The sequence below is a fragment of the Hymenobacter nivis genome, assembly GCF_006439025.1.
Lineage (GTDB): Bacteria > Bacteroidota > Bacteroidia > Cytophagales > Hymenobacteraceae > Hymenobacter > Hymenobacter nivis_A.
Window position 1 is genome coordinate 1 of the sequence record NZ_RCYZ01000004.1, and the last position, 25,592, is coordinate 25,592.

The 25,592-nt window shown below is 64.0% G+C and carries 18 protein-coding genes and 3 tRNA genes; 8 read left to right on the top strand and 13 right to left on the bottom strand.

What is annotated here, in order from left to right; genetic code table 11:
• Nucleotides 1–673 (bottom strand): glutamine synthetase III (locus EAH73_RS10350; RefSeq protein WP_140466434.1); only part of this gene is annotated, 673 nt, incomplete at its 3' end.
• Between the two features lie 576 nt (nucleotides 674–1,249).
• Between EAH73_RS10350 and EAH73_RS10355 the strand changes: the two genes are divergently transcribed.
• From EAH73_RS10355 to EAH73_RS10365, 3 genes are all read left to right on the top strand, one after another.
• The gene (locus tag EAH73_RS10355) at nucleotides 1,250–2,455 is read left to right on the top strand and encodes an outer membrane beta-barrel protein (protein ID WP_140466435.1); all 1,206 of its coding nucleotides are present in this window, start codon (nucleotides 1,250–1,252) and stop codon (nucleotides 2,453–2,455) included.
• Nucleotides 2,456–2,465: 10 nt separating this feature from the next.
• Nucleotides 2,466–3,053, top strand: coding sequence for a DUF4468 domain-containing protein (locus EAH73_RS10360; RefSeq protein WP_140466436.1), 588 nt, complete (start codon nucleotides 2,466–2,468; stop codon nucleotides 3,051–3,053).
• 61 nt (nucleotides 3,054–3,114) lie between these two features.
• Complete coding sequence (locus EAH73_RS10365) at nucleotides 3,115–4,452, top strand: ammonium transporter (protein ID WP_140466437.1); 1,338 nt, start codon at nucleotides 3,115–3,117, stop codon at nucleotides 4,450–4,452.
• Between the two features lie 73 nt (nucleotides 4,453–4,525).
• Here the strand turns inward: EAH73_RS10365 and EAH73_RS10370 are convergent, their stop codons facing one another.
• From EAH73_RS10370 to EAH73_RS10405, 7 genes are all read right to left on the bottom strand, one after another.
• Complete coding sequence (locus EAH73_RS10370) at nucleotides 4,526–5,869, bottom strand: serine hydrolase domain-containing protein (protein WP_161599505.1); 1,344 nt, start codon at nucleotides 5,867–5,869, stop codon at nucleotides 4,526–4,528.
• 336 nt (nucleotides 5,870–6,205) lie between these two features.
• Nucleotides 6,206–7,015 (bottom strand): hypothetical protein, encoded by an 810-nt coding sequence (locus tag EAH73_RS10380; RefSeq protein WP_140466440.1) that lies wholly within the window; start codon nucleotides 7,013–7,015, stop codon nucleotides 6,206–6,208.
• An 88-nt stretch (nucleotides 7,016–7,103) separates the two neighbouring features.
• On the bottom strand, nucleotides 7,104–9,587 hold the full coding sequence (locus tag EAH73_RS10385; protein ID WP_140466441.1) for an outer membrane beta-barrel family protein: 2,484 nt from the start codon (nucleotides 9,585–9,587) through the stop codon (nucleotides 7,104–7,106).
• A gap of 537 nt (nucleotides 9,588–10,124) precedes the next feature.
• Nucleotides 10,125–11,561, bottom strand: a complete 1,437-nt coding sequence (locus EAH73_RS10390; RefSeq protein WP_140466442.1) for a toxin-antitoxin system YwqK family antitoxin — start codon at nucleotides 11,559–11,561, stop codon at nucleotides 10,125–10,127.
• A gap of 71 nt (nucleotides 11,562–11,632) precedes the next feature.
• Entirely contained in the window at nucleotides 11,633–12,814 is a 1,182-nt protein-coding gene (locus EAH73_RS10395; protein WP_317129384.1) for an acetyl-CoA C-acyltransferase, read from the bottom strand.
• 66 nt (nucleotides 12,815–12,880) lie between these two features.
• The gene (locus EAH73_RS10400) at nucleotides 12,881–13,915 is read right to left on the bottom strand and encodes a hypothetical protein (RefSeq protein WP_140466443.1); all 1,035 of its coding nucleotides are present in this window, start codon (nucleotides 13,913–13,915) and stop codon (nucleotides 12,881–12,883) included.
• A 73-nt stretch (nucleotides 13,916–13,988) separates the two neighbouring features.
• A complete protein-coding gene (locus tag EAH73_RS10405) occupies nucleotides 13,989–14,966 on the bottom strand; it encodes a VWA domain-containing protein (RefSeq protein WP_140466444.1) in 978 nt (325 codons plus the stop codon).
• 147 nt (nucleotides 14,967–15,113) lie between these two features.
• On the opposite strand from EAH73_RS10405, the gene EAH73_RS10410 reads away from it, so the two are divergent.
• Nucleotides 15,114–15,201, top strand: a tRNA-Ser gene (locus EAH73_RS10410).
• A gap of 125 nt (nucleotides 15,202–15,326) precedes the next feature.
• Here the strand turns inward: EAH73_RS10410 and EAH73_RS10415 are convergent.
• Together EAH73_RS10415 and EAH73_RS10420 are read right to left on the bottom strand one after the other, a co-directional pair.
• A complete protein-coding gene (locus tag EAH73_RS10415) occupies nucleotides 15,327–16,295 on the bottom strand; it encodes a ferritin-like domain-containing protein (protein ID WP_140466445.1) in 969 nt (322 codons plus the stop codon).
• 50 nt (nucleotides 16,296–16,345) lie between these two features.
• Nucleotides 16,346–17,149, bottom strand: a complete 804-nt coding sequence (locus EAH73_RS10420; RefSeq protein WP_140466446.1) for a ferritin-like domain-containing protein — start codon at nucleotides 17,147–17,149, stop codon at nucleotides 16,346–16,348.
• Nucleotides 17,150–17,375: 226 nt separating this feature from the next.
• Between EAH73_RS10420 and EAH73_RS10425 the strand changes: the two genes are divergently transcribed.
• The 3 genes from EAH73_RS10425 to gyrB all read left to right on the top strand — a co-directional run bounded on the left by EAH73_RS10425 (nucleotide 17,376) and on the right by gyrB (nucleotide 19,707).
• Nucleotides 17,376–17,449: transfer RNA gene (locus EAH73_RS10425), tRNA-Pro, on the top strand.
• Nucleotides 17,450–17,467: 18 nt separating this feature from the next.
• A tRNA-Arg gene (locus EAH73_RS10430) sits at nucleotides 17,468–17,541 on the top strand.
• Between the two features lie 180 nt (nucleotides 17,542–17,721).
• Complete coding sequence (gene gyrB / locus EAH73_RS10435; protein ID WP_140466447.1) at nucleotides 17,722–19,707, top strand: DNA topoisomerase (ATP-hydrolyzing) subunit B; 1,986 nt, start codon at nucleotides 17,722–17,724, stop codon at nucleotides 19,705–19,707.
• A gap of 621 nt (nucleotides 19,708–20,328) precedes the next feature.
• Here gyrB and EAH73_RS10440 read toward each other — a convergent pair.
• Nucleotides 20,329–21,156: a DNA translocase FtsK gene (locus EAH73_RS10440; protein WP_140466448.1), complete on the bottom strand. Its 828-nt coding sequence runs from the start codon at nucleotides 21,154–21,156 to the stop codon at nucleotides 20,329–20,331.
• A 172-nt stretch (nucleotides 21,157–21,328) separates the two neighbouring features.
• Here EAH73_RS10440 and ppk1 point away from each other — a divergent pair, with 172 nt between their 5' ends.
• The gene (gene ppk1, locus EAH73_RS10445) at nucleotides 21,329–23,665 is read left to right on the top strand and encodes a polyphosphate kinase 1 (RefSeq protein WP_240047212.1); all 2,337 of its coding nucleotides are present in this window, start codon (nucleotides 21,329–21,331) and stop codon (nucleotides 23,663–23,665) included.
• 42 nt (nucleotides 23,666–23,707) lie between these two features.
• Here ppk1 and EAH73_RS10450 read toward each other — a convergent pair whose 3' ends face one another.
• Entirely contained in the window at nucleotides 23,708–24,697 is a 990-nt protein-coding gene (locus EAH73_RS10450; protein ID WP_140466449.1) for a phosphatase, read from the bottom strand.
• Nucleotides 24,698–24,775: 78 nt separating this feature from the next.
• Nucleotides 24,776–25,468 carry a Sir2 family NAD-dependent protein deacetylase gene (locus EAH73_RS10455; RefSeq protein ID WP_140466450.1) on the bottom strand — a complete coding sequence of 231 codons (693 nt, stop codon included), beginning with the start codon at nucleotides 25,466–25,468 and terminating at the stop codon, nucleotides 24,776–24,778.
• Between the last annotated feature and the right edge of the window lie 124 nt (nucleotides 25,469–25,592).

Here is a 25,592-nt window from a genome sequence, read left to right on the forward strand (position 1 = left end):
CGAGGAAGTACTCCTGCTCGATGCCGAGCGTGGTGTGGACCCGGGCCACGTCCTTGTCGAAGTACTGGCACACGCCCAGGGCGGCCTTTTCGAGCACGGCCAGCGACTTGAGCAGCGGGGCCTTGTAGTCGAGGGCCTCGCCGGTGTAGGCGACGAAGATGGTGGGGATGCACAGGGTTTTGGCGCCGGCGGTTTCGAGGATGAAGGCCGGGGAGGTGGGGTCCCAGGCGGTGTAGCCGCGGGCCTCGAACGTGTTGCGGATGCCCCCGTTGGGGAAGGACGAGGCGTCGGGCTCCTGCTGCACCAGCGCCGAACCTTTGAAGTTTTCAATCGCCTTCCCGTCGGCGCTGAGGTCGAAGAAGGAGTCGTGTTTTTCGGCGGTGGCGCCGGTCAGGGGCTGGAACCAGTGGGTGTAGTGGGTGGCGCCCTTGGCCATGGCCCAGGTTTTCATCGCCGAGGCCACGCCGTCGGCCACCGAGTGCTCCACGGGCAGGCCCTGTTTAGTGGCGGCTTGCAGCTTCTTAAAGTATTCGCCCGACATGTTGGCCCGCATGGCTTCCAGGTTGAACACGTTTTGCCCAAACGATTCGGAGCGCCGGGCTTTCTCGGGCTTTATCACCACCGGTTGGCGGAGGTCCACAAGTTCGAGGGCTTTGAAACGAAGAATTGCCATAACAAAAGAAAGAGAGTGAAACTGGGTTCGGGCGGACTAAAAGAAGAAGATAAAAATCATCTTCAAGAAACCGCCTCAAATTTATAGGGCCATTCTCCGAAATAGCTTACTTTTTTCTAGTAAGACCCGTATTTTTTTAGGTCAGTACTGCTGCACAGGGTACTTATGCCAGCCTAGGGCCCCCAATCCTGCTTCTGTAGCGTTCTGCTTGGCTGCGGGGCCCGGCTCTTAGCTCTGCAAAGGTGCCGCGTTTTGCCAGGTGCAGGTAGCAAACTCGCCCATTGCGAATCAAAAGTTTGGAAATAATGGGGGTAAAGATTTGGAGATGTAATGGCCAGCATTACTTTTGAAAAAAATGAACATATTTAAATTATACCCCAAAATTTAAGGGAGGTAAGCTCTAAAAGATTAAGTAAATATCGAGTATGGCCTTTTGATATAAGGGAATGAGGTGGACAAAAGGTAATAATTGAGTAAAAAGACCCTATTATTACAACCCAGCTGTTTAGTCGTTTTAGGCGTGCTTTTCGCCAAAAACTTTGCGTTTCGCCATTCATCCACCCTAAAGGATTACTCATGCTGAAAACCTTTTACACATTGGCGCTGGCACTGGTTAGCGTAGGGGCCCGGGCCCAAACCGACTCGACCGATACCGGCAAACTCACGGTTTCGGGCTACATCGACTCCTACTACCTCACGGCCTTCAACCGGCCCCAATCGGGCAACCTGCTGGGCGTGGACCAGCTGGCCGGCCGGGCCTTCGACCGCCTAACCGACCAGTTCGCCCTGGGCCTGGTGCAAGCCAAGCTGAGCTACTCCAACCGGAAATCGGACCTGGTGGTGGACCTCACCTTCGGGCCCAACGCCGAGCTGGGCAACTTCGGCAACACCACCGGGGCCTTCAACCTCTACCGCCCGGCGTCGCCCTACCTCTCGTCGCTCTACGGCACCTCGGCGGCCATCAAGCAGGCCTATTTCACCTACCGCATCCTGCCCAAGCTCAGCGTGACGATCGGGCAATTCGGCACGCACATCGGCTACGAGGTCATCGACGCGCCGCTCAACTACAATTACTCGCTCTCCAACCTCTTCAACAACGGCCCCTTTTACCACATCGGCCTCAAGGCGGCCTACGCTTTCAGCGACAAGACCTCGCTGATGGTGGGCGTGGTGAACAACTGGGACAACCTGACCGACGACAACAAGCAGAAGTCGCTCATTGCCCAGCTGTCCCTTAAGCCCTTGCCTACCTGGGCGGTGTACCTCAACTGGGTGGGCGGGCACGGCGACGACACTTACCTCTCGGGGCTGGTGAAGGCGGGCACGCTGCCCTTTTCCTTTGATGACTACCAGCGCAACCTCTTCGACCTGACCACCACCTACCAGGTCACGCCCAAGTTTTACCTGGGCCTGAACGCGGCCTACGGCTGGTATCACTTCGGCACCAGCAGCGACCAGCAGGCCGCCGCGGTGTCGGCGCTGTTCCGCAGCACCTCGCCCGACTGGGGCGGGGTGGCGCTCTACAGCAACTACGCCTTCACCGACGTGCTAGGCGTGGGCGTGCGCCTCGAGCACTTCAACGATAACAACGGGGTGCGCTACCTGCACACTACCTCTAACACCTTGACCATCACGACCCCCGTAACGCTGGCCGCCGGCAAGCTCCAAGTGAAGCCCGAACTGCGGTTCGACGCGACGCCCGGCAACTACTACGAAAACTCAAACGGGGCGGGCACCGACCGGCAAACGACGCTGGGCGTGGCCTTTATCTACAAATACTAGCTGCTGCGCGATGCGTTCGGACGTTGCCATACGCTGCCGGGGCCTGTGGGCAGCCGGGGCCCTGCTGCTGGCCAGCCGGCCGGCCGGGGCCCAGGCCCTGCCACTCGATGCCCAGGGCAAGGTCAGTTTTTACTACGTGGTGGCGGCCGATTCGCTGGCCGCGGGGGCCCTGTACGGGCACGCCAAGGGCTGGCTGCGCCAGCGCGGCTATGCCCTCACCACCGCCGACTCGGCCGCCGGCCGGCTGGTGGCCACCAACGCCCTGGCCGTGTACGACCGGGGCTACCTCAGCAAAAAGCTGCACGGCAAGGTGCGCTACCAGCTGGCGGTGGACGTGAAGGAAGGCCGCTACCGCTTGCAGTTCAGTGGCTTCGTGTTTGAATACTACCAAGAAGACCACGCCTACCACTTCGTGCCCACCGGCAAAACCAAGCCCCTGGAAGACACCCAGGCCCCCGGCTGGCAGAAGCTGTGGCAGAGCCACCGGCAAGACGCACTGCTCGGCATCAACGGCCTGGTGGCCGAGCTGAAGGCGGCCATGCGGGCCGCGCCCGCGCCCCCGCCGGCCCCGCCCGCCGCCCGCGCCGCCGACTGGTAGGGCCCCACCGCTACTAATTTAAAAGGCTTACTGTCATAATACTTACTCAACCGACCAACCCATGCAAAAACCCAACTACGTTCCCCTGGTCCTGCTCTTGGCGCTGGGGCTGCTGGCCACTTTCCTGCCGGCCATTCCTACCAAAATCGTCACCGAGGGCATCGATACCGGCGACACGGCCTGGATGCTCTGCGCCACGGCGCTGGTGCTGTTCATGACGCCCGGCCTGGCCTTTTTCTACGGCGGCATGGTGAACTCGAAGAACGTGATTTCGACCATGTTGCAGAGCTTTGTGGCCATGGGCATCGTCAGCCTGCTGTGGGTTGTGGTGGGCTTCAGCCTGGCGTTTGGCCACTCCATCGGCGGCTTCATCGGTGACCCGCGCACCTTCTTCATGTTTAAGGATGTGCTCGACGGCAAGCCCTGGTCGCTGGCGGCCACCATTCCGCTGGCCCTGTTCGCGTTCTTCCAAATGAAGTTTGCCATCATCACGCCGGCCCTCATCACGGGCTCGTTTGCCGAGCGCATCAACTTTAAGTCCTACGTGCTGTTCATCGTGCTCTTCAGCCTGCTCGTGTACACGCCGCTGGCCCACTGGACCTGGCACCCCGACGGCTTCCTGTTTAAGCTGGGCGTGCTCGATTTTGCCGGCGGCACCGTGGTGCACATGTCGGCGGGCTGGGCGGCGCTGGCCTCGGCCATTTACCTCAAGCCCCGCAAGAGCTACGGCACCGAGGCGGTGCTGCCCCCGGCCAACATTCCGTTTGTGCTGCTGGGCACGGGCCTGCTGTGGTTCGGCTGGTTTGGCTTCAACGCCGGCTCGGCCGTGGGGGCCAACCCGCTGGCCGTAAGTGCCTTTGCCACCACCAACGTGGCCGCCGCTGCCGCCGGCCTCGCCTGGATTCTGTTCGACGTGGCGCGGGGCCGCAAGCTCTCCGCCCTGGGCTTCTGCATCGGGGCCGTGGTGGGCCTGGTGGCCATCACGCCCGCGTCGGGCTTCGTCACGGTGCCGGTGAGCATTTTCATCGGCATCGTGGCCGGCATGACCAGCAACTTCTTTGCCCACATGCGCTCCAAGTCGCGCATCGACGACACGCTGGACGTGTTCCCTTGCCACGGCATCGGCGGCATGGTGGGCATGATCATGACGGGCATTTTCGCCAGCAAAGCCGTGAACGCGGCCGCCGTTGATGGCCTGGCCTACGGGGGCACGCACCTGTTCCTGGTGCACATCATGGCGCTGGTGCTAGTATCCGCCTTCGCCTTCGTCGGCTCCATGGCCTTGCTCAAGCTCACCGACCTCATCATTCCGCTGCGCGTGTCGGCCGAAGAAGAGTCGCTGGGCCTCGACGTCAGCCAGCACGAAGAGCAGATATACGGCAACGTGGCAAGCGTCTAAACGCGCCCCCGTTTGGATTCAAAAAAAGGCCAGCGCACAAGCGCTGGCCTTTTTTTGGGCCCCACCGGCCGGGCTATTCCTTGGCGAAAACGTGGGTGGCGCCGCCTTGGGTGAGCGTGAAGGTGGGCTGGGCCGCGTCGAACTCCATGCGGATGCCGGCCGGATCGAAGGTGAACGCGCCGGGCCCCACGGCTTCGAGCGGCAGGGGCCCCTGGCCGGAGGCCTGGGCCGTGAGGCCGGCGCCGGCTTTTACCACCGTGATTTTCAGCGGGAACCCGGGGCTGGCGTAGGTGCCGGGGTAGCGGTCGAGGTCGGTGGCGGCGGGTGTGAAGGTTTTGAAGCTGGGAATTTTGAAGGGCTGCCCGAAGTAGCTGCGCGCCGCGTCGGCCAGCAGCTGGTCGGGCGAGTAGGAGCCAGCCACGCCGTTGCTGCACACGGCCACGGCCAGCTTCGCGGCGGGGAAGTAGCCGGCCGCCGAGCGGAAGCCGTCGATGCCGCCGTTGTGGCCGTTGTGGCCGAAGCTTTGCTGGGGCCCCACCGCCGTGGCAAACAGGGCCCGGCCGTAGCCGTCGCGCAGGGTTTGCATGGCGGCCAGGCTGCTGGCGGCCACCAGCTTGCCGCCAAAGAGCGCCTCAAAAAAGCGGGCGAGGTCGGTGGGCGTCGATACCAGGGCCCCCGCGCCGGCGGGCACGCTCATGTCGGTTTCCGGGGCCAGTTTCCAGCCCCCGGGGCCCCATTCGTACGACAGCGCCTCCTGGGCCTGGGGGTTGATTTTGCCGCCGTAGAACGTGTTTTTTAGGCCGGCCCGGGCCAGCACGCGCTTTTGCAGGGCCTGCGGGTAGGGCATTTTGGTGAGCTTCTCGACGATGTAGCCCAGCAGCACGAAGTTGGAGTTGCTGTAGGCGAACTTGGCCCCCGGGGCAAAATCGGGCGGGGGCCCGGCGATGAGGGCCACCAACTCGGCCTGGGTGTGGGGCTGGACCATGAAGGCCGGGAAGGCCGGGTCGGTGGTGAAGTTGTGCAGGCCGCTGCGGTGGCTCAGCAGCTGGTCGATGGTGATGGCCGCCGCGCCGGGCACCTGCGGGAAAAACGTGGCCAGCGGCGTTTCTAAGGTCAGCTTTTTCTCCTCGATGAGCTGGAAAATCATCACCCCCGTGAACACCTTCGTGATGGAGCCGATGCGGTAGCGCGTGTTGGGCGTGGCCGGGGCGCCGGGCGCCAGCCGGGCCTCGCCAAAGGCGCGGCGGTACACCACCTGCCCGTCGTGCGCCAGGGCCAGGCTGCCCATCATCTTATGGTTAGCGTCCAGGGCATTCAGCAAGCTATCGAGCTTGGCGGTGTTGAGCTGCTGGGCGTGGCCCGCCAGGGCGGAGAGGCCCAGCAGGCCGATGAGGAAGGGAGTAGCGCGGGGCAGCATGGCCGGTGAAGGAAAGAAGGTGAGGACAGGAAGGATGCAAGCGACGAATCGCCGTGCCGGGCGCGGCATTACAGCGTTGCGGAAAAAAACGGATGGCCGGGGCCCCGACCGCTGGGGGCCCCGACCGCTGGGGGCCCCGACCGCTGGGGGCCCCGGCCGCTGGGGGCCCCGGCCGCTGGGGGCCCCGGCCGCTGGGGGCCCCGACCGCTGGGGGCCCCGGCCATGCTGTGGAACGCAGGGAGCGTAATAATCGCCCCGCAATACACGGGCAGGGCCCCGGCACCACTTGGTACCGGGGCCCTACGGCGGCGTTGTACTAAGCGGAAAGCGAGGGGCTTACCGGCTCAGCTGCGTTTGGGCGGCGTAGGCGGGCTGGGTGGCGGCGGGCAAGTAATTGCGGTCCATCACCACGAGCACGCGCTGGCCGGCTTGCACGGCGGCGGCGACTTGGGTGGCCAGGCGCGCGGCGCGGTACTCGTTTAAGGCGCGGGTGGTGCTCAGCACGAAGGCGGGGCCCCCGGTGGGCTCGGCGCCGAAGGCCGTGGCGGGCAGCGACCACCACGCGCCGCCCGTGGGGCAGTAGGTGCGGTAGGCCGTGCGCAGCTCGGCGGCGGTGCGGATGACGTGCTGGCAGCCGCCCAGGTCGTGCGCGCTGCTGGCGATGAACGCCTTGGTGGCCTTCATTACCAAGTCGGTGGGGGCCCCGGTGGCTTGGCTGAACCGCTGGGTTTGGCGCAGCAGCCAGTACAGTTTCAGGGGTGCGGGGGCGAGCTTGGTTTGGAGGTAGGCGTACTCGGCGTAGGGATCGTCGAGGCGCTGGATGGCCGCGTGCTGCTGCTGGGCCAGGAAACGGGCGTAGCCGGCGGGCCCCATCTGGCCGATGGTGGCGCCTTCGGTGCTGTCGGTGCCCATGTCGGGGTTCTCGAAGAACACCACCGTGGGCTGGGCCTGGGCAAAGGCCTGGCGCATCCGGGCGTACTGCTCGTGGGTGGCATTGTTCGACGGCACCGTGCCGAAGTAGGCGACGGTGCCCGCAGCGGCGGCCGGGGCCCCCGACGCCGCCGGGGCGCTTACAAACGATTGGGCGAAAGTGGCGGCGGTGGGAACGAGCAACGCGGCGGTCAGGAGCAGGGCGGAAAATTTCATGGTGCAGGAAGAAAGAAGGTGGAGGAGTGAAAAGGAGGGGAGGTGAAGAGGAGAAGAAAATGAAGGGTAAATGGTTGGCCCGGGGGCCCTAGCCGCCGAAGCCGCCGCCGCCGCTGGGGCCGTTGTCAATCTTTTTACCGGGCTTGCTGGCCCCGATGTACCAGGTGAAGCCCAGCCACGCCACGCGGGTCTCGTACTTGTTGTAGAGGCTGGTTTGCAGTTCGGGCGTGGCCAGCTCGGTGCGGCGCACCTGGGTGTTCAGCACGTCGGATACCCGCAGGGTGAGGGCGGCGCGCTCCTGAAACAGCTGCTGGCGCAGGGCAATGTCGAGGCCGCCGGAGGGCAGCTGGCGGCCCTGGGCCGTGAGCACCGTGGAGCGGATGTCGCCGGTGAGCTGCACGTCGAGGCCCTTGCGGGGCGTGAAGTTGTTGGCCAGGCGGGCGGTGCCGGCCAGGGCGGCGCGGTTGGCGGTGTTCAGGGCGTTGGCGGCAATCTGCGAGTAGTAGAGCGAGCCGGTGGCCGACACGCGCCACCACTTGGTAATGGGCTGGGCCCAAGTGGTTTCGAGGCCGAAGCTGTTGGTGGTGCCCACGTTGTCGTAGGTTTCGCGGGTTACCACGCCCACGTTGTTGGTGCGGGTGGCGGCCGTGTCGATGGTGCGGATTCGGCGAATGGCGTTCTGGGTGAAGCGGGCAAACACCGTGTTGGTGATGCTGGCCCCGCCGGGCAGGTTCAGCTGGTGGCCCAGCTCCACGTTGTGGCTGAACTCGGGGAGCAGGTTGGCGTTGCCCTGGCGGTAGTTGCGCGGGTCTTGGTAGAGCTGGATGGGCAGCTGCTGCATGAAATCGGGCCGGTTGAGGCGGCGGGCGTAGCTGAACTGCAGGCGGCTTTGGCCCGGCTCCTTGCCCAGCTCCTTGGCCACCGTGGCCGAGGGAAAGAGGCTGACGTAGCTTTTGTCAATCGAAGCATTGCGGTTGTCCACGCCGCCGCTCAGCACCGTGGCCTCGGTGCGCAGGCCGCCCTGGGCGCTCCAGCCGTGGGCCAGCGTGCGCTGGAACGTGGCGTAGGCGGCGGGCATCAGCTGGGTAAAGGCGTAGTCGTACGAGTTGGTGGGGTCGAGCTGGAACTCGCCACCGGCGTCGGTGGGCTTGCGCATGGCCGTGCTGCCCGTGTTGTGCAGGGTTTGCAGCTTCACGCCGGCCTCTAGCTTGCCCTTGCCGTCGGCCGTAGGCCGGGTGAAGTCCACCTGCCCGAAGTAAATCTGGGCGTTCACCTGCTGGGCCTGTGTGAAGCCGGCCGGCCGGGGGCCCCCGGTCAGCACCTGGCTCACCGGAATATCGGCCCCGATGATTACCCCGCCGGCGTTGGCCGTCAATTCGCGGCCCTTGTGGGCCTCCCAGGTGCGGCGGTAGTCGGCCGAGCTTTCCACCACTTGCACCTTCACCGTAGCCAGCTGCTCGCCGTACTGGGTGATGACGTCGGGCGAGCCCACCGTTTGCTGGGTCAGCACTTGGTTGTCGGTTTCCCGCTGGTACTCCCAATGGGGCTGCACACTCAAGCTAAGCGTCTGCTCCTTAGGCAGGTCGTAAGTCAGGCCCAGGTTCAGGCCGTGGTTGCGGCGGTACTGGCGGCCGGTGCCGTCCTGGGTTGTAAACAAGCTGCTCGACGTGGCCCCGTCGGTGAGGAGCGCCGTTTGCGAGCTGTTGTTGCGGGTGCGGTACACCTGGTCGTTGCCGTCGTAGCCGAAGTTCCAGGTGGCATTGCCGTGGTGGCGGCTCAGGCTCAGGCTGGGGGCGTACTTGTCGCGGGTGCCTAGGTTCAGGGCCGCCTGGCCGTTCCAGCCGTCTTTCTTGTTCTTCTTCGTGATGATGTTGATGACGCCCGCGCCGCTGGCGTCGTACTTGGCCGAAGGGTTAGTCATCACCTCCACCTGCGCAATCTGCGAGGCCGGAATCTGGTCCAGCCGTGGGCCGGGGCCCCCGTTGCTGGTGCCGGCCGGCTTGCCGTCGATCAGGATGGTGAGGTTGCTGGAGCCGCGCATGCTCACCGTGCCGGTCGCGTCCACGGCCACCGAGGGCACGTTCTGGAGCACGTTCACGGCCGTGCCGCCCACGCTGCTCAGGTCTTTCTCCACGTTGATTACCGTTTTGCCCAGCTCCTGCTGCACCACCGCCTTTTGGGCCACCACCTGCACCTCGCCCAGCTGGGTGGTGCTGGCAGCCAGCTTCAGGGCCCCCAGGGCCAGGGCCGGCGCCTCGGCCGACAGGGCAAACACCCGGCGCACGGGCTTGAAGTTCAGGGCCTGGGCCCGCAAAATGTAGCGCCCCAGGGCCAAGTGCTCGGCCTCAAAGGTGCCGTCGAGGCCGGTTTGGGCCCCCGTCACGAGCGTCGAATCGGCGGCGCGCAGCAGCAGCACGTCGGCGAAGGGCAGGGGCTGGCCGTTGGCGGCCTCCACCAGCTTGCCGCTCACTTGGGCCGGGCCGGCTTGCTGGGCGTGGAGGCCCAGGGGCAGGGCCGTAAGGAGCAGGGCCAGGCCCCGCAAGGGCTGGCAAAAGGTGTGCAAGAAGGTCATGGTGAGGAGGTTGGAGCGATTAAGCTGCGTCGGGGCCCTGGGGCTGGGCAGCGGCCGCGGTTCCGCTGGGGCAAGGGCCGGGGCCAGCAGCGGCACCGGTGAGGAAAGGTTTTTCGGGAAGGCTTGGGGCCCGCCGGTTGGCTGGCCTACGCTAACAGTACTAGGTTGTCATCACCTACTATGCTATCAACAGAACAAATGTATGTTAGGTACTTTGTGATGCAAGGTACTAAGGCATTAAATATTCGTTAACTAAGATGATCATAACCTTAAGCCCTGATAATCAGCAATAAAAATTTTGGTGGAATTCGCCGCTGCGTTGTTCCTGAAGCCCTAGATGCGCCAACCGGGCCCGCGGTTGCCCGGGCAGCGAATCTTTTTTGGAGGTTGCGGCCCCCGGACTTTCCTGGTTTCAAGCAGCACCCACCGGGGTTACCGGCCACATCGGGCATTCGTTACACCGGTTTTGCCAAAAGCGCATAAAAAAACCGCCGGACCCGAAAGTCCAGCGGTAAAACAGCCTTGGGTGCCCCAGGGCTACTTCTTGCGGGGCGTGGGCCGGCCCGGAGCCTTGGTGCCAGCGGGCACCTCCAGGCCGTTCTGGAAGGTTTTGCGGCTTTCCACGGCCACGCCGTCGGGCCCAAAGTAGGTCCACACGCCAGTTTCCTTGCCGTTGCGGAAGGCGCCGCGCACGGCCAGTGTGCCGTCTTCGCGCAGCTGCCGGTAGGGGCCCGCCTTCAGGCCGTGGGCGTAGGTGGTTTCGGCCTTCAGCTTGCCCGAGGGGTAGTTCTCCAGGCCCAGCCCGGTGGCGTAGCCGTTCTCGTACACCAGGCGGCTGGCCACCTTGCCGTCGGCGAAGTAGGTGAGCTGCTCGCCGGCCAGCTTGCCGGCGGGGTTGTACAGGGCCACGCTCTGCACCTGCTTGCTGCCGGGGAAAAACGTGCGCCAGGTGCCGGCGGGGCGGTTGTTCTTGTAGGTTTCCTCGGCCAGGGGCAGGGGCCCCGCGGCGCCGTAGCGCGTCACCTTGCGGTCGCGCCCAGCGTTGGCGTAGTCGGTTTCCAGCTCCAGCTTGCCGGCTTCGGAAAACTCCTGCGCGTGGCCCGTGGGGACGCCGAGGCGGTAGGTGGTCTTGGTTTTGACCTGGCCGTTTTCGTAGTAGCTCGTGGCGGGGCCGTCGAGGTTGGCGGTGCCGCTGGTGGTGGGGGCCACGCGCTTGGCCAGGTCGTCGCCCAGGGGGTTGCGCACGGCCCGCTGCACCACCGGGGCGGGGGCGTAGGTGCCCTCGGTTTGGAGCTTGCCGCTGGGATAGTAGCTGCGGTAGCCGCCGCGGCCGCTGGCGTCGGCCTGCACCTCGGTTTCAATTTGGCCGGTGGGGTAGTACGTTTTGTAGGGCCCCGCCAGCAGGCCGCGGTGCAGGGTGCCTTCGCTCTGCACCTGGCCGTTGGCGTAGTAAAACTTCACGGCGCCTTCGGGCTGGCCGTCCTTGTAGGTGAGGTCGGCCTGGGGCTTGCCGTCGGCGTAGAGCTGGCGCAGCGTGCCGTTGGGCTGGCCCTTGGCGAGCATGGTTTTCAGCTTCACCTCGCCGGTGGGGTGGTAGTAGGTGAGCTCGCCGCTGGGCTCGTCGTTGTCAAAATTGCCTTCCTGGGCCACCTTGCCGTTGGCGTAGTAGGTTTTGAAGGGGCCCTGGCGCACGCCGGCGCGGTAGGTGGTTTCGAGGCGCCGGGCCCCGCTGGGGTGAAACTCGACGTAGGCCGAGTCGCGCTTGCCCTCGCGGAAGCTGGTTTGCTGCTCCAGCTGGCCGCTGCGGTAGTAGCGGCGGTAGGTGCCCTGGGGCAGCGTGTCGCCGGCCACCAAGGCGGTGTACACCTCGCGCTTAGCGGTTTTGGTGGAGTCGTAGTAGGTCACGAACCGCTTGGCTTTTTGGGCGTGGGCGGGCAGGGTAAGCAGGGCAAACAAGAAAACCAAGTATTTCATAAGCCGCAAGAACGCAAAACGGCCGCGCAATAGTGCGCGGCCGTTGGCGTAGTCAAAAACGGGGCCGGGGGCTACACGGCCTCCAGCACGATGGCCGAAGCACCGCCGCCGCCGTTGCAAATGCCCGTGACGCCGATTTTGCCGCCCTCGTTGCGCATCACGTTCAGCAGCGTCGTCACGATGCGCGCCCCCGAGGCCCCCAGCGGGTGGCCCAGGCTCACGGCGCCGCCGTACACGTTCACCTTGGTGCCTTCGAGCTTGAGCAGCTGGTTGTTGGCCAGCGACACGACCGAAAACGCCTCGTTTATTTCGTAGAAGTCCACGTCCTGGGCGTCGAGGCCAGCGTGCTTCAAAGCCTTCGGAATGGCCAGCGCGGGCGAGGTGGTGAACCACTCCGGGGCCTGCTCAGCGTCGGCGAAGCCGCGCACGATGGCAATGGGTTTCACGCCCAGCGCGTCGGCCTTTTCGCGGCTCATCAGCAGCACGGCGGCCGCGCCGTCGTTCAGGGTGGAGGCGTTGGCGGCCGTCACGGTGCCTTCTTTGCCGAAGGCGGGCTTGAGGCCGGCCAGCTTCTCGAACTGCACCTTGGTGTACTCCTCGTCGTCCTCTACCACCGTGGTTTTGCCGCGGCTTTCGACGGTAACGGGCACAATTTCGTCCTTCTTCTTGCCGGCCTTGGCGGCGTTGGCGCTGCGGGTGTAGCTCTCGCGGGCAAATTCGTCCTGCTGCTCGCGGGTGATGCCGTAGTGCTTGGCCGTGGCGTCGGCGGCGTTGCCCATGGCGTAGTCGTGGTAGGGGTCCCAGAGGCCGTCTTTCATCAGGCCGTCAATCATTTGGCCGTTGCCGTACTTGGCGCCAAAGCGGGCCTTGTCGAGGTAGTAGGGCACGTTGCTCATGCTTTCCATGCCGCCGGCGAGGATGCAATCGGCCTGCCCCAGCATGATGGCCTGGGCGGCAAACATGATGGCCTTCGAGCCCGAGGCGCACACTTTGTTCACGGTGGTGCATTCCACGGTGTCGGGCAGGCCGGCTTTTTTGGCGGCCTGGCGGGCCGGGGCCTGGCCCAGGTTGGCCGAAATGACGTTGCCCATGATCACCTGCTGCACCTCCGACGGGTCCACGCCGGCCTTTTCCAGGGCCCCCTTCAACGCAATGGCCCCCAGCTCGGTGGCCGACACCGAGGCCAGGGCCCCGCCAAACGAGCCAATCGGGGTGCGCACCGCCGACACAATAACAACTTCCTTGATTTGCATGACTTTAACGAAACGTGGGTGGGAATGAAGCAATAGTAACCGGCCCCAAAAGTACGCCCGGGGCCCTCACCACGTGGGCTGGCCGCGGCGGGCGGGGGCCCCGGCGCGGCGGCGCGGCACCTGCTGCAGGTACTGCTGCTCCTGGGCCTTGAGCGCATCGAGCAGCTGTTGGGCCTGGGCCGGCGACAAGTCCATGGCCTGGAGGCGCTCGCGCTGGGTTTGGATCTGGGCATCGGTGGCGCGGGCGGCTTCGGCCCCCGCACCGCGGCTGCGGCCGCCAGTACCTGCGCCGCCCGCGCTTTCGTCGAAGCCGCGGGCCGTGCCGGGCTGCCCGCCGGTGGGCACGGGTGCGTCGGCCCCACCCGCCTTGGGCGCGCGCCGACCGCTGGCCGCCGCGCCGGGGGCCGCACTGGCCTGAGTTCGGTCGGGCTGACCGGTGGCGTCGGGCCGCTTTTGAGGGTTGCTCGGGGCTGCAGGGGCGGGCTGGTTGAGGTCGGGCACCTGGCCGGCGCGGTCGGTGCCGGCCTTAGTGCCCGCGGTGGGCTGGTTGGCAGCCGGCGGGGTAGGCGCCGGCTTTTTTGAGCCGGTAGCTTTGGCTGGCGAGGGCCCTGGCGGCGTGGGGGCTGCTAGGCGCGGCGTGGCGCGGTGCCGGGCTAGGTAGGCGCTTAGCACCTCATAGTCGTAGCGGGCGGCGGCGTTGGTAGGGTCAAGGCGTAGGGCCTGACGCAGCAGGCCCAGGGCGGGTGCAGTTTCGCTGGCGTCGGTGGCTAGTACCGCCAGTTGCTGCCGGGCCACGCTACCCAGGGCCGGTGGCACGGCGGGGTCGAGCAATTGGCCGTAGGTGGCGCGGGCGGCGGCCAGCTGGCCCGCTCGGCGCTGGGCATGGCCCAGGTTGAGCAGCAGCGCGGCCGCATCCGCGTTTGGGGCCCCCGGGCGCGCGGCGGCCGCCGCTGCAAACGCCAGGGCGGCGGTTTCGTCATCGCCGCGGGCATAGGCGGTCCGGCCGCGAGCGGCGGCGGCATTGCGGTCGCGTACCCACGTCAGCCCCCGCCACGTGGGCGGGGCTAACAACAAGAGCAGCAACAGCAACGGCTTCCACATACGCTAAAGGAAAAGGGCCCCGTCTGCCCCGGGGCCCCAAATAACGGAAGTTCTGGCCCGGCGGGGCCCCAGCTCAAGGCCGGATGACCACCACGGTCAAAGCCACGTCGAGGGCCAGCAGCCCCAGGGCCAGAGCCAGCGGCAGGCGGTACTGGTTGTCGGCCACGGCTACGGTGCGCACCTGCTCGGTGGTGCCCTGCATGGCGCGCAGGTCGGCTAGTAGGGCCGTGAAGCCGTTCTGGCGGTCGTTCAGAGGCACGTACTGGCCGCCGGTTTGGGCCGCTAGCTGCAGCAGTGGGGCCTCGCGCAGGCGGCTGAGCACGGGGCGGCCCACCGCGTCGCGCACCAGCCGGCCCCCAGGCAGCGGCAGCCGGGCCCCCGCTGCTGTGCCCACGCCCACGGCAAACACCCGGGCCCCGCTACGGGCCAGCGCGCGCAGGGTGGGCTCCAGGTTTTCGCCGAAGTCTTCGCCGTCGCTCACCACCACCACGGCCGTAGCCCGGCCCGTGGGGCCCGCGGCCGTGCCGGCCGGGGCCAGCCGGCCCAGCACCAGTTCCAGCGGCGCGCGCAGGGTAGTGGGCCCCGGCGGTAGCAAGCGCGTGCTGAGCGTATTGAGAAAGGTTTGCACGGCCTCCTGGTCGTAGGTGAGGGGGCACTGCACGGCCGCTTCGCCGCTGAACACCACCAGCCCCAAGCGGTCGGCCGGGAAGCGCTGCACCAGGGTTTGCAGTTCGGCTTGGGCGCGGAGCAGGCGGGTGGGGGCCACGTCGGGCGCGTCCATCGAGCGCGACACGTCCACCACCAGCCACAGGTCTTTGCCGGCCGTGCGCACCGGCTGCGGGCTCAGGCCGCGCGCGGGACCCAGCCAAGCCACCAGCAGCAGGGCCCCGGCCAGTAGGCGCAGCGGCAGCTTCCAGGCCAGGCGGCCGGCGCGCTGCCCCAGGGCCCGCGCCAGGCGGCCGGTGCGCAGCACGTAGGTCAGCGCCAGCAGCAGGGCCAGCACAGCCGCCGCCAGCGGCAAGCCAAAATCAGGGTAGGCCCAGGTAAGCAATTTGCAGTGAAGGGAATAGGCGGTGGGCGGGGCCCCGGGCCGGGGCCAGGTAGAAAACAAAGATAATTTTTTTGGTCCCGCAACGCGGGTTTTTCAGCCGGCTCCGTATATTTGCACCCGCTTCGGACGAGAAGCGGCCAGCCAATTGGAGAGATGGGTGAGTGGCTGAAACCAGTAGTTTGCTAAACTGCCGTAGCTCTAAAGGTTACCGGGGGTTCGAATCCCCCTCTCTCCACGAAAACCCCGCTTGCACCTTGCAGGCGGGGTTTTTTGCTTAATTTTTGCCTAACAGGGGTCTGCTAGGAGACAAAAAAAGCCCCGCCAACCGGCAGGGCTCTTAATTATTGAGCAGCGAAAATCTTAGTTGAACAGCGCTGCGGGGTTAGCTGCGAAGTTCTTAGCAATGGCCTTCACTGTGGCCGCGTCTAGGGGTTCGTCGAAGGCCTCAGCGCCAGCCGTAGCCGAACCGCCGCTGGGAACCAACGATTGGACGTTAGCAGTGGCCTGAGTGGTATTATTCTCAGCCGGGAACATGGTGGCGTCGGCGCCAGCCGCGTAGGGGCTTACCTGGCTGGGCGAGCCGGCCACGCCGTTGTTGGGCAACAGGGCACCGGGCGTTTCATCGGGGGTAATCCAGCTTTTGGGGGCCGTAGCGCTCTGAATGCCGCCGCGCCGGAACGAGCGGATGCGCGAAGAGTGCCGGGCTTCCACGGAGTGGATGTTGAGGGCTGCCTCTAGGATGTCCTTCTGATTGATGAGGTTGGCTGCGCCACCTTTATAGGCGCGCACACCGGTGTCCACAAAGTTCTGGGCCACCAGTAGGAAGGTGGTGTTGTCTGTAAACGTGCCAGTAGTAGGCGAAGTAGTGCCACCTAATGCGGCAAAGGCTGGTACTAGCGGCGAGCGGGTTTTATTCTGCGAAGTCGTGTAGTCATAGCCCGCCCGGGTGGGGTCGGCTATCGCCTGCGTGCCGAGTACACCACGCAACGTGTTGATGTGCAGTCGCTCGTCGTTGCGAATGGTGTTGAATGCAGTAGTCTGTTCTGCATTAAGCAAACCCGGTGAGTTTATAGCCGTGTCGTAGTAATAGTACTCCAAGTACTCCAGTTGCAACGCTAGGTTGAGGGTAGCCACCACAGTCGCATCAAGGGTTGCGGTTTGGCCGTACGCTTTGGTAAACAAAGTGCTGACGGCCAATGGAACGGCCGCTGCCGTCACTTTTTTGCCAAAGCCTAAGAAGTTGCGGAACACAGCGCGGCGGGCGTCGAACCGGTCGTACACCTCGGGGTCAACCTTGGCGATGTCGTCAATAATTTGAAATAAATCCATGATAGGGGTGCGATACGAGATGAAGAGAAGGGAAGTGCTAATGGCCTATGCTAGTTCGCGAAGTTGGTAGCACTCAATTTCGAGCCGGCCATCAGGAAGTTGTTGGCTGTGGCCAGCACTACCTGCGGGCGCTTCGAGCGCTCCAAACCTGTGCCCGTTACCGCGCCCGAGGCGCCGGGGGCCCCGTTGTTGGTAGAACTCGAATCCAAATTCACCACGTCGTTGCCCACGAAGGTGTTGGTGGCCATCAGCTCCCGAATAACCGCTGCGTGGCGGGCTTCCACCGACACAATTTTACCAGCCAACGTGAGGTAGGCCGCGCTGGTAATGAAGCGGCCAGCTCCGTTGTAAGCGGCCACCCCTAGGTCTTCAAACGCCATGGCTGCGTTCAACACGCCCAACTTACCGGAAGTGGTGGTCCGCTGCGCGAAGTCGATATTGGAGAAATCGGGCACTAAAGCATCGGTGATGCGGCCGGTAGTGATGGCTGCCTTGAAAAAGTCGCGGTGAATGACTTCGTGGTCCCGCAAATCTGAAAAAATGGCTTTCTCTGCAGCCGAGGCGCCGGCGTAGTACGCCCCGGCCACCACTTGGGTGTAAAATGCGGCTTCGAGTTGCTCCAGCGCGTAGGCATAGTTCAAAATGCCGATGTCGCCCGTGCCCACGTCAATGAGGGCGCCGTTGCCACCACTAGGCCCCGTGGTGTCATCTTTAGAGCAACCGGCCAAGTACAAGCCGCCCAGCGCCAGACCGGCGCTGGAATAACGCAAAAAGGAACGCCGGGCCACAGGCGCCAGCAGGTCCGGGGTATCCGTTTCGGGCGCCGCGGGACGGGAAGGGGGAAAAGAGGACATAAAAAGGGTAGATTAGAGAAAGAAAGAACTCGGCTATCACTACGGCGCTGGCGCCTTGCTATCCAATCGTTTGGCTTAAAACCAGTAGTTATAACACCCACATCCGTATAAATAGCGAGGCAGGGCCCCGGTAGGAAAAGTGGGCCATCCGGGTTGCGCATCCCGGTTTCTGGCGTACCTTTGTGCCATCATAGGGCCCCAGCCATCGGCTCTATGGGAAGTTTTTCGGGGTGTAGCGTAGCCCGGTATCGCGTCTGCTTTGGGAGCAGAAGGTCGTAGGTTCGAATCCTGCCACCCCGACATAGTTGCCCCGGTTTCGACCCCGTAGCTCAGCTGGATAGAGCAGCTGCCTTCTAAGCAGCCGGTCTTTGGTTCGAATCCAAACGGGGCCACTTTTCAAGCCGGCTTTTTAGCTGGCTCGGAGGTCCTAAAAAAAGCCCTTTCCAGCCCTGGGAAGGGCTTTTTTGTGGTCCAGGAAATCTGGCTAAAAAGTAGGCCAAATGGAATAAAAAAGGTACTTTTGGTTGTTCTCTTAGTGGCTGATTTTTACGGCCACTTTAATCCCCTTTTGCATGAGCGAAATAGCAGAAAAGAAAGCCCCCGCCGAGTATTCGGCCGATAGCATTCAGGTGCTGGAAGGACTGGAGGCCGTGCGCAAGCGCCCCAGCATGTACATCGGCGATACGGGCATCAAAGGCCTGCACCACTTGGTGTGGGAGGTAGTCGACAATTCCATCGACGAGGCCCTGGCCGGCCACTGCGACCGTATTGAGGTTACCATCAACGAAAACAACTCCGTGACCGTGCGCGACAACGGGCGCGGCATTCCCGTCGATTTTCACGCCAAAGAAGGCCGTTCGGCCCTCGAAGTGGTGATGACCGTGCTGCACGCCGGCGGCAAGTTTGATAAAGATTCCTACAAAGTATCCGGGGGCCTGCACGGCGTGGGCGTGAGCTGCGTGAATGCGCTGAGCACCGACCTGAAAGTGACCGTGCGCCGCAAGGGCCACATCTACGAGCAGGACTACAAAATTGGCGTGCCCCAGTACGCCGTAAAGCAAATCGGCGATACCGACGAGCACGGCACGCAGGTAGATTTCCTGCCCGACGACAGCATCTTCACCGAAACCGTTTACAAGTACGACACCATCGCCACCCGCCTGCGCGAGCTCTCGTACCTCAATAAAGGTATCCGCATCACCCTTACGGACCGCCGCGAGCAGAATGCTGACAATACCGGCTTCCGCTACGAGGAGTTCTTCTCGGTGGGGGGCCTCAGCGAGTTCGTGCAGTACCTCGACAGCGCCCGCACGGTACTCATGCCCCAGCCCATCCACGTGGTGAGCGAGAAGGGCGGCACACCGGTGGAAGTGGCCTTGCAGTATAACTCCGACTACCAGGAGCACATCTACTCCTACGTCAACAACATTAACACCATCGAGGGCGGCACGCATGTGGCCGGCTTCCGTGCCGCGCTCACACGCACGCTCAAGAACTACGCCGACAAGTCGGGCAAGCTCGAGAAAGCCAAGGTGGAGATTTCGGGCGAAGACTTCCGCGAGGGACTTACGGCCGTTATCTCGGTGAAGGTGCAGGAGCCGCAGTTTGAGGGCCAGACCAAAACCAAGCTCGGCAACTCTGACGTGAGCGGCGCGGTGAACACCGTGGTGGGCGAAATCCTCCAGCAGTACCTGGAGGAAAATCCCCGCGAGGCGGGCATCATCGTGGAGAAGGTGATCTTGGCTGCTAAGGCCCGTATTGCCGCCCGTAAGGCCCGCGAAATGGTGCAGCGCAAAACCGTGCTCGGCTCGAACTCGCTGCCCGGCAAGCTGGCCGACTGCTCGGAATCGGACCCGGAAATCTGCGAGCTGTACCTGGTGGAAGGTGACTCGGCCGGCGGCACCGCCAAGCAGGGCCGCAACCGGGCATTTCAGGCCATCCTGCCGCTGCGCGGCAAAATTTTGAACGTGGAGAAGGCCCAGGAGCACCGCATCCTGGAAAACGAGGAAATCCGGAACATGATTACGGCCCTGGGCGTGACCTTCGGTACGCCCGCCGACCCGGAGAAGGGCATTGAGGCCGACGCCAAGGCCCTGAACCTGGCCAAGCTGCGCTACCACAAGGTCATCATCATGACGGACGCCGACGTGGACGGCTCCCACATCCGCACCCTGATTCTTACGTTCTTCTTTCGCTACATGCGGGCCCTGGTCGACAGTGGCTACATCTACATTGCTCAGCCGCCATTTTACCTCGTGAAGCGCGGCAAGGAAGAGCGCTACTGCTGGACCGAAGAAGAGCGTCAGAAAGCGCAGGAAGAGCTCGGCCGCGGCAAGCCCGAAACGGTGAACGTGCAGCGCTACAAGGGCCTCGGCGAGATGAACGCCGAACAGCTCTGGCAGACTACCATGCAGCCCGACACCCGCTCGCTGAAGCAGGTAACCGTGGATTCGGCTGTGGAAGCCGACCACCTGTTCTCAATGCTGATGGGCGACGAAGTGGCCCCCCGGCGCGAGTTCATAGAGCAAAATGCCAAGTACGCCAAGGTTGACGTCTAAACCACGGCTTTGTCTAATTCCCCGAATTGGTCGGACTTTGGGAGCGATTTGCCAGTTTTAAGGCCGTTTTATAACTGAATTGAGAAACGCCGCCCGGGTTCGGGCGGCGTTTTTTATGCGCAAGCTTTAGTTATATAATGCTCATTACCAGCTTCTCGCAGCTATCTATTGGGTAGGTGTTTTGGGCCCCAGCACCCGCGGCAGCCGCAGAAACTCTTGCAGCTCCAGCGCATCGAGTAGTCGCTGGTGTCTGCCGAGCATTCTGAAAACTGCCGTTAATTAACCCAAAACCACGTTTCCTGGTAGAGTCCTTGCGATTCCCTGCCGTATCCACCAAGCTGCCCAATTATCAAATTTAATGGACTGTTTGGTGTAGCGCACCGTGCATTTGGCCAGGGCCCCGTGGCCGGCGGTTAGCAATTCCCGCTAATTTGTGCCTTGGCTGCGGTGCTGGGTGGCGACGGAGATAGTGCGGCGAAACCAGGCTTTTTCCTGCGCCGCGTCCATTCCCCGCGGGTGTGCTGCGGAGAGCTGTTGGAGCAACAGTAGGGGCCCCAGCTTGCTTGGCTTCGTAGGCGGCGAACTCGGCTGGGGGGAGCCTGGCTTTTAGGGGCGTGAGCTTTAATTGGCGTATGGGTTTATATGGGTAGTGTTGGGTAGCCGCGCCAGGTGCTCCGCCAAGTGCGCTTCGTCAGCAATAAGGACCGTGGCCGATTGGCCCGCTGCCGAAGTGCTGATGATACCGGCTTGCTGCAACTGGTGCACGACGCGATGGGCCCGGTTGTAGCCCAGCTTTAGTTCGCGCTGGAGGAGCCCGCTGCTGGCTTTTTGGCGCTGCACCAGCAGGCGTGCGGCTTCGGCAAAGGCCGCGTCGCGCCCATCGGGGCCCGGAGGTGGGGTGGGAATGCTGGGGCGTGGTGCCGCAGCTGCGAGCGCCGGGGCCCCATAACCGACTAAGACGCACAGCTGCAACTCGGGGCCCGCCGGTTCGTCATATTCGCCGTGGCCGAAAATCATTTCGGTGTCTTCGCCTACCATATCCCGCACGGTTTCGATGACGAAGGTTAGTTCGTCCATGTCCAGTGGGGCATCCAGGCGGGACGTGATGCTGAGCAAAATGCGGCGGGCTGGGCTGGTAGGAGCGAGGCCGTGGTGATGAAACCGAATGGCTGCCACCAGCTGGGCTGCCCGGCCCGGGCCGTTGGCAGTGGCGGTGGCAACACCGAAGCTGGTGGCGCCGGCCAAAGTGGTACGGATATCGTCGGCTTCCACGTTCACGTCCTCAACCACTAATAGGCACGCGCACAGCGGTACCAGCTGGGCCAGGGTGCGCAGCCGTGCGGCCGGGTCGGCGGGGGCAAAAGCACTGCTCGGCTGCTGCTCCCACTCCGTGAGCAGGGTGTTGGCCAGCGCGTGGGTGGTCGGGGCGGAGGAGGTGGGCTGCTGCATGGCGAGGGGGGGTAGTGGGCCCAAAGGTGGTGCGCTACCGCGTCAAAGCGCGTCATTTTCGGCCGGGGCCCTATTTTTATTTGGGGCCCCGGCCCGGGCGGGTGCGCGGGCGGTTGTTATTTTACTGCCCAGTGCCGCCCCGGGGCCCCATTCGCGCCAATCCTGTCATCTTATGAAACTGTTCAAGTCCGCCGACCTTATCCGCAAGAGCAAGTACATCAGCCGCGACCTGAGCTGGATGCGATTCAACTACCGGGTGCTCGACCAGGCCCAGGACACGGGCAAGAGCCTGTTTGATCGGCTTAAGTTCTTGGCCATCACCAGCTCCAACCTCGACGAGTTTTTCATGATTCGGGTGGGTTCGCTCTACAATTACCTCGACTACGGCAAGGAGCGGGTGGACTACTCGGGGCTGCGGGAGCTACCGTTTCGGCGCAAGCTGCTCGATTTTGCCCACCGCTTCGTCAACGACCAGAGCCTGACATACGTGAACGAACTGAAGCCGGTGTTTGAAAAAAACGGCTTCAATATTTTGAAGGTGAGCGACTTGACGGAGATAGAGGGCCGCAAGGCCGATGGCTTCTTCAAAAACACGGTGTTTCCGCTGCTCACGCCGATGGTGTACGACGCCTACCACGGCTTCCCACTGATAATGAACCAGATGCTCATTTTTGGGGTGGTGACGCGGGCCAGCAACCCGGGGGCCCTGGGCCTGGGCGGGGAAGCCGAAAAAGGCCAGGAGCGCATCACCTTCGTGCAGATTCCGCAGAACCTGACGCGCTTTTTTGAACTGCAGCGCAAAGACCGGGTTATTTTCGTACCTATTGAGGAAATTGTGCGCGAGTACCTGCCGCGGCTCTTCCGCAACGTCGAAATTCTGTCGGCCGACCTGATGCGCATCACGCGCAATGGCGATTTCACGCTGGAAGAGTCCGACGACATCGACAACGACTTCATCAAGGAAATCCAGGTGGGCCTGAAAACCCGCAAGCGCGGCCGCGTGGTGCGCGTAGAAGTGGAGCCCAATGCCTCGCCGCTGCTAATGGAAGTGCTGCGCGAGCGGTGGAGCATCGACAACGGCAACATATTCGTCATCAGTGCCTTGCTCGACATGAAAGGGCTATGGCAAATCATTCGCCACCCCAATTTCCGGGGTAAGGGGGCCAAGTCGCCGGCCCCGGTAATGCCCCTGAGCCTGCCCGCCGGGGCCGAGGACAACCTCTTTGAGTACCTCAAGCACCACGACGTGCTGCTGCACCACCCATACAACAGCATCGAGCCGATGGTGCGCCTGCTGGAGCAGGCCGCCGAAGACCCGCAGGTGCTGGGCATCAAGCAGACGATTTACCGGCTCGCCGACGAGTCGCGGGTGAGCGCGGCACTGCTGAAAGCGGCCGAAAATGGCAAGCACGTGTCGGTGCTGTTCGAGGTAAAGGCGCGCTTCGACGAGGAGAAGAACATCCGCGAGGGGGCCCGGCTGGAGAAGGCTGGCTGCTTCGTGATTTACGGGGTGAGCAAGTACAAGACGCACACCAAGTTGCTGATGATCATCCGCAAGGAAGGGGAGAAGGTGACGCGCTACGTGCACATCGGCTCGGGCAACTACAACGAGCAAACCTCGCGACTCTACACCGACCTGAGCTTACTGACGACGAACGACACCTACGGCCACGACGTGTCGGAATTCTTCAACGTCATCACCGGCCACTCACAGCCCGACGACTACGAGTACCTCATCACGGCCCCCAAGGACATGCGCCAGCAGCTCATCCACCTGGTGCGCGAGGAGGTGAAGCACGCCAAAAAAGGGCATGCCAGCGGCATCGTGATGAAAATGAACTCGCTGGAAGACAAGGAGTTGATTGATGAGTTTTACAAGGCGGCGAAGGCCGGCGTACCTATCCGGTTCATCGTGCGGGGCATTTGCTGCTTGCGGCCGGGCCGGCCGGGGCTGAGCGACAACATCGAGGTGCGCAGCATCGTGGGCGAGTACTTGGAGCACGCGCGGTTGTTCTACTTCCACAACGGCGGCGACGCCCGCGTGTACGCCGGCTCGGCCGACGCGATGGTGCGCTCCTTCGACCGGCGCATCGAGGCGCTGTTCCTGATCGTGAACCCGCAGCTGCGGCGCGAGGCCATCAGCATCTTGATGCTGAACTTGTTGGACAACCAAAACAGCTACGTAATGCGCGAGGACGGGGCTTACATCCGGCAGCGCCCGGCCGCCGGCGAGCCCGTGGTGAACGTGCACAAAGACTTTTACAAGCGCGACGAGGCCCAGCTAGCCCTGGCCACGCCCGAGGGCTTGCTGGACTTGCTGGCCCAGCAAGCGGCCCGACGCCTGGAAATCGCCGCCGCCCTGGTCGCCGCCGAAACCGAAGCCGCCGAAGTTGCCGCCCAAGCCGCAGCCCAGGGCCCCGACTCGACCTTTGGCGAAGGCCTGGGCGACGAGGAAAACCTGGCCGGCGTGGATACCGCAGCCGAGGCCGTGCAAGCCGGGCTGGAGTAGCCATAAGTAGGGGCCCCAGCATCCTGGGGCCCCTACTTTCGGCTACTCCATGCCAGCGGGCTGGTTGCGCACGTCGGGCACGGGCGGGTGGGCGGGGTGGCCGCTGGTGGGGCTGATTTCGTCGAAATGCTCTTCAAACAGGGCCTGGAGCATGCCGTCTTTCAGGCCAATGTCGGGCACGATCATGCTGCTCACATTGGCCCAGTGCATGGCCGCGAGGTAGATGTGGCCGGCGGGCACGATGACGTCGGCGCGGTCGGGGTTGAGCATGGCCACGTTCACGCGCTCCTCCATGCTAAGGCTGGCGAGGCGGGCGAGCAGGGTTTCGAGGCTGCGGCGGGCCACGGCCTTGTTGGGCGCGGCCGGCGACATGGTGTAGAGCTTGTTGATGTTGCCGCCCGTGCCGATGGCGCGGGTGACGTGGTAGCGGCGGGCGTTTTCGCGCACCCAGGCCTCCATGCGGGCCCAGAGGTCGTCCTGGGCGTCGGTGCTGGGGCCCCCGCTTTCCTCTTGCTGCATGCGGCGGATGGAGCCGATTTCGAACGACTGCGCGGCCACCTTGCGGCGGTCGTGGTACACATTGAATTCGGTACTGCCGCCGCCCACATCGATGTGCAGGTAGTGCTTGTTATCTTCCAGCAGGTGCTCGATGACGCGGTTGATGTAGAAGGCTTCAGCTTGGCCGTCAATTACTTGGATGTGCAGGCCCAGCTCCTGCTGCACGCGGGCGGCGATGGCCGCGCCGTTGGTGGCACCGCGCATGGCCGAAGTGGCGCAGATGAGGTGGTGGGCCACTTCGTGCACCTCCATCAGCAGCTTAAGCGAGTGCAGGAACTTGACGAATTTCTCCTCCTTGCGGGGCGAAATCTGGCCCGTGGCAAACACGTCCTCGCCGAGCCGCATGGGGTAGCGCACGTACTCGACGCGCTTGAGCCGGAACTTGCCCTCGTAGTTCAACACGGCCGAAATCTGGCACCGGACGGCGTTGGAGCCGATGTCGATGACGGCCAGTTTGCAAAGCGGAAACTCCACAGGCAAAAAATTGGGTGAGTAGAAGCGGGCAAAGGTAGCGCGGGCCGGGCAACCCCAGCCATGCCCGCCAAAAAGCCGCTACGGGGCCCCCAGCTCGGCCAGCACCTCGGGCACGCCGGTGCTGGCCGGGGCCACCACGTAGCGCACGCCGCGCCGGCCCGCGGGCGGCTGGTGCGGGTCGATGACGAACACTGGGCACGCGGCCGGGGCGTAGTGCAGCAGCCCGGCGGCGGGGTACACTTGCAGCGAGGTGCCCACCACGAGCAGGGCATCGGCGGTGGCCACGGTTTCGGCAGCTTCCTCGATGGCGGGCACCTGCTCGCCAAACCACACGATGTGCGGCCGCAGCTGGGTGCCGTCGGGGCCCAAATCGCCGAGGTGGATGTCGCCGGGGCAATCGTAAATCGTGGTTTCGTCGGCCACGGTGCGCATCTGGCCCAGCATGCCGTGCAGGTGCAGCACGTCGGAGGAGCCGGCGCGCTCGTGCAGGTCGTCCACGTTCTGGGTAATGATGCTCACGCGCCAGCCGGGGTGCGCCTCGAAGCCGGCCAGGGCCCTATGGGCGGCATTGGGCTGCACCTGCTGGGCCTGCCGCCGCCGCTGGTTGTAAAAATCGAGCACCAGCGCGGGGTCGCGGGCAAAGCCTTCGGGCGAGGCCACGTCCTCCACGCGGTGGTCTTCCCACAGCCCGTTGGTATCGCGGAAAGTGCGGATGCCGGACTCGGCCGAAACGCCGGCTCCGGTAAGAACAACGAGGTGCTTGCGAGGCATAAGAAGAGGGATAACGAGGGCAGCAAAGCCGTTCTGCCTGCTGCTAAAGGTACTGCTTCAATAAATATTCGTTGGCCTCATCTGGGGCATCTGCCGCCGCCCAGACGCTGCGCGGTGCAACCAC

Bases quoted from the DNA above. Each gene is read 5' to 3' on its own strand.
- EAH73_RS10370 (WP_161599505.1), bottom strand. From the start codon at position 5,869: ATGCTGCCCCGCGCTACTCCCTTCCTCATCGGCCTGCTGGGCCTCTCC.
- EAH73_RS10355 (WP_140466435.1), top strand. From the start codon at position 1,250: ATGCTGAAAACCTTTTACACATTGGCGCTGGCACTGGTTAGCGTAGGG.
- EAH73_RS10455 (WP_140466450.1), bottom strand. From the start codon at position 25,468: ATGCCTCGCAAGCACCTCGTTGTTCTTACCGGAGCCGGCGTTTCGGCC.
- EAH73_RS10360 (WP_140466436.1), top strand. From the start codon at position 2,466: ATGCGTTCGGACGTTGCCATACGCTGCCGGGGCCTGTGGGCAGCCGGG.
- EAH73_RS10400 (WP_140466443.1), bottom strand. From the start codon at position 13,915: ATGTGGAAGCCGTTGCTGTTGCTGCTCTTGTTGTTAGCCCCGCCCACG.
- EAH73_RS10385 (WP_140466441.1), bottom strand. From the start codon at position 9,587: ATGACCTTCTTGCACACCTTTTGCCAGCCCTTGCGGGGCCTGGCCCTG.
- EAH73_RS10365 (WP_140466437.1), top strand. From the start codon at position 3,115: ATGCAAAAACCCAACTACGTTCCCCTGGTCCTGCTCTTGGCGCTGGGG.
- gyrB (WP_140466447.1), top strand. From the start codon at position 17,722: ATGAGCGAAATAGCAGAAAAGAAAGCCCCCGCCGAGTATTCGGCCGAT.
- ppk1 (WP_240047212.1), top strand. From the start codon at position 21,329: ATGAAACTGTTCAAGTCCGCCGACCTTATCCGCAAGAGCAAGTACATC.
- EAH73_RS10420 (WP_140466446.1), bottom strand. From the start codon at position 17,149: ATGTCCTCTTTTCCCCCTTCCCGTCCCGCGGCGCCCGAAACGGATACC.
- EAH73_RS10440 (WP_140466448.1), bottom strand. From the start codon at position 21,156: ATGCAGCAGCCCACCTCCTCCGCCCCGACCACCCACGCGCTGGCCAAC.
- EAH73_RS10380 (WP_140466440.1), bottom strand. From the start codon at position 7,015: ATGAAATTTTCCGCCCTGCTCCTGACCGCCGCGTTGCTCGTTCCCACC.
- EAH73_RS10415 (WP_140466445.1), bottom strand. From the start codon at position 16,295: ATGGATTTATTTCAAATTATTGACGACATCGCCAAGGTTGACCCCGAG.
- EAH73_RS10395 (WP_317129384.1), bottom strand. From the start codon at position 12,814: ATGCAAATCAAGGAAGTTGTTATTGTGTCGGCGGTGCGCACCCCGATT.
- EAH73_RS10390 (WP_140466442.1), bottom strand. From the start codon at position 11,561: ATGAAATACTTGGTTTTCTTGTTTGCCCTGCTTACCCTGCCCGCCCAC.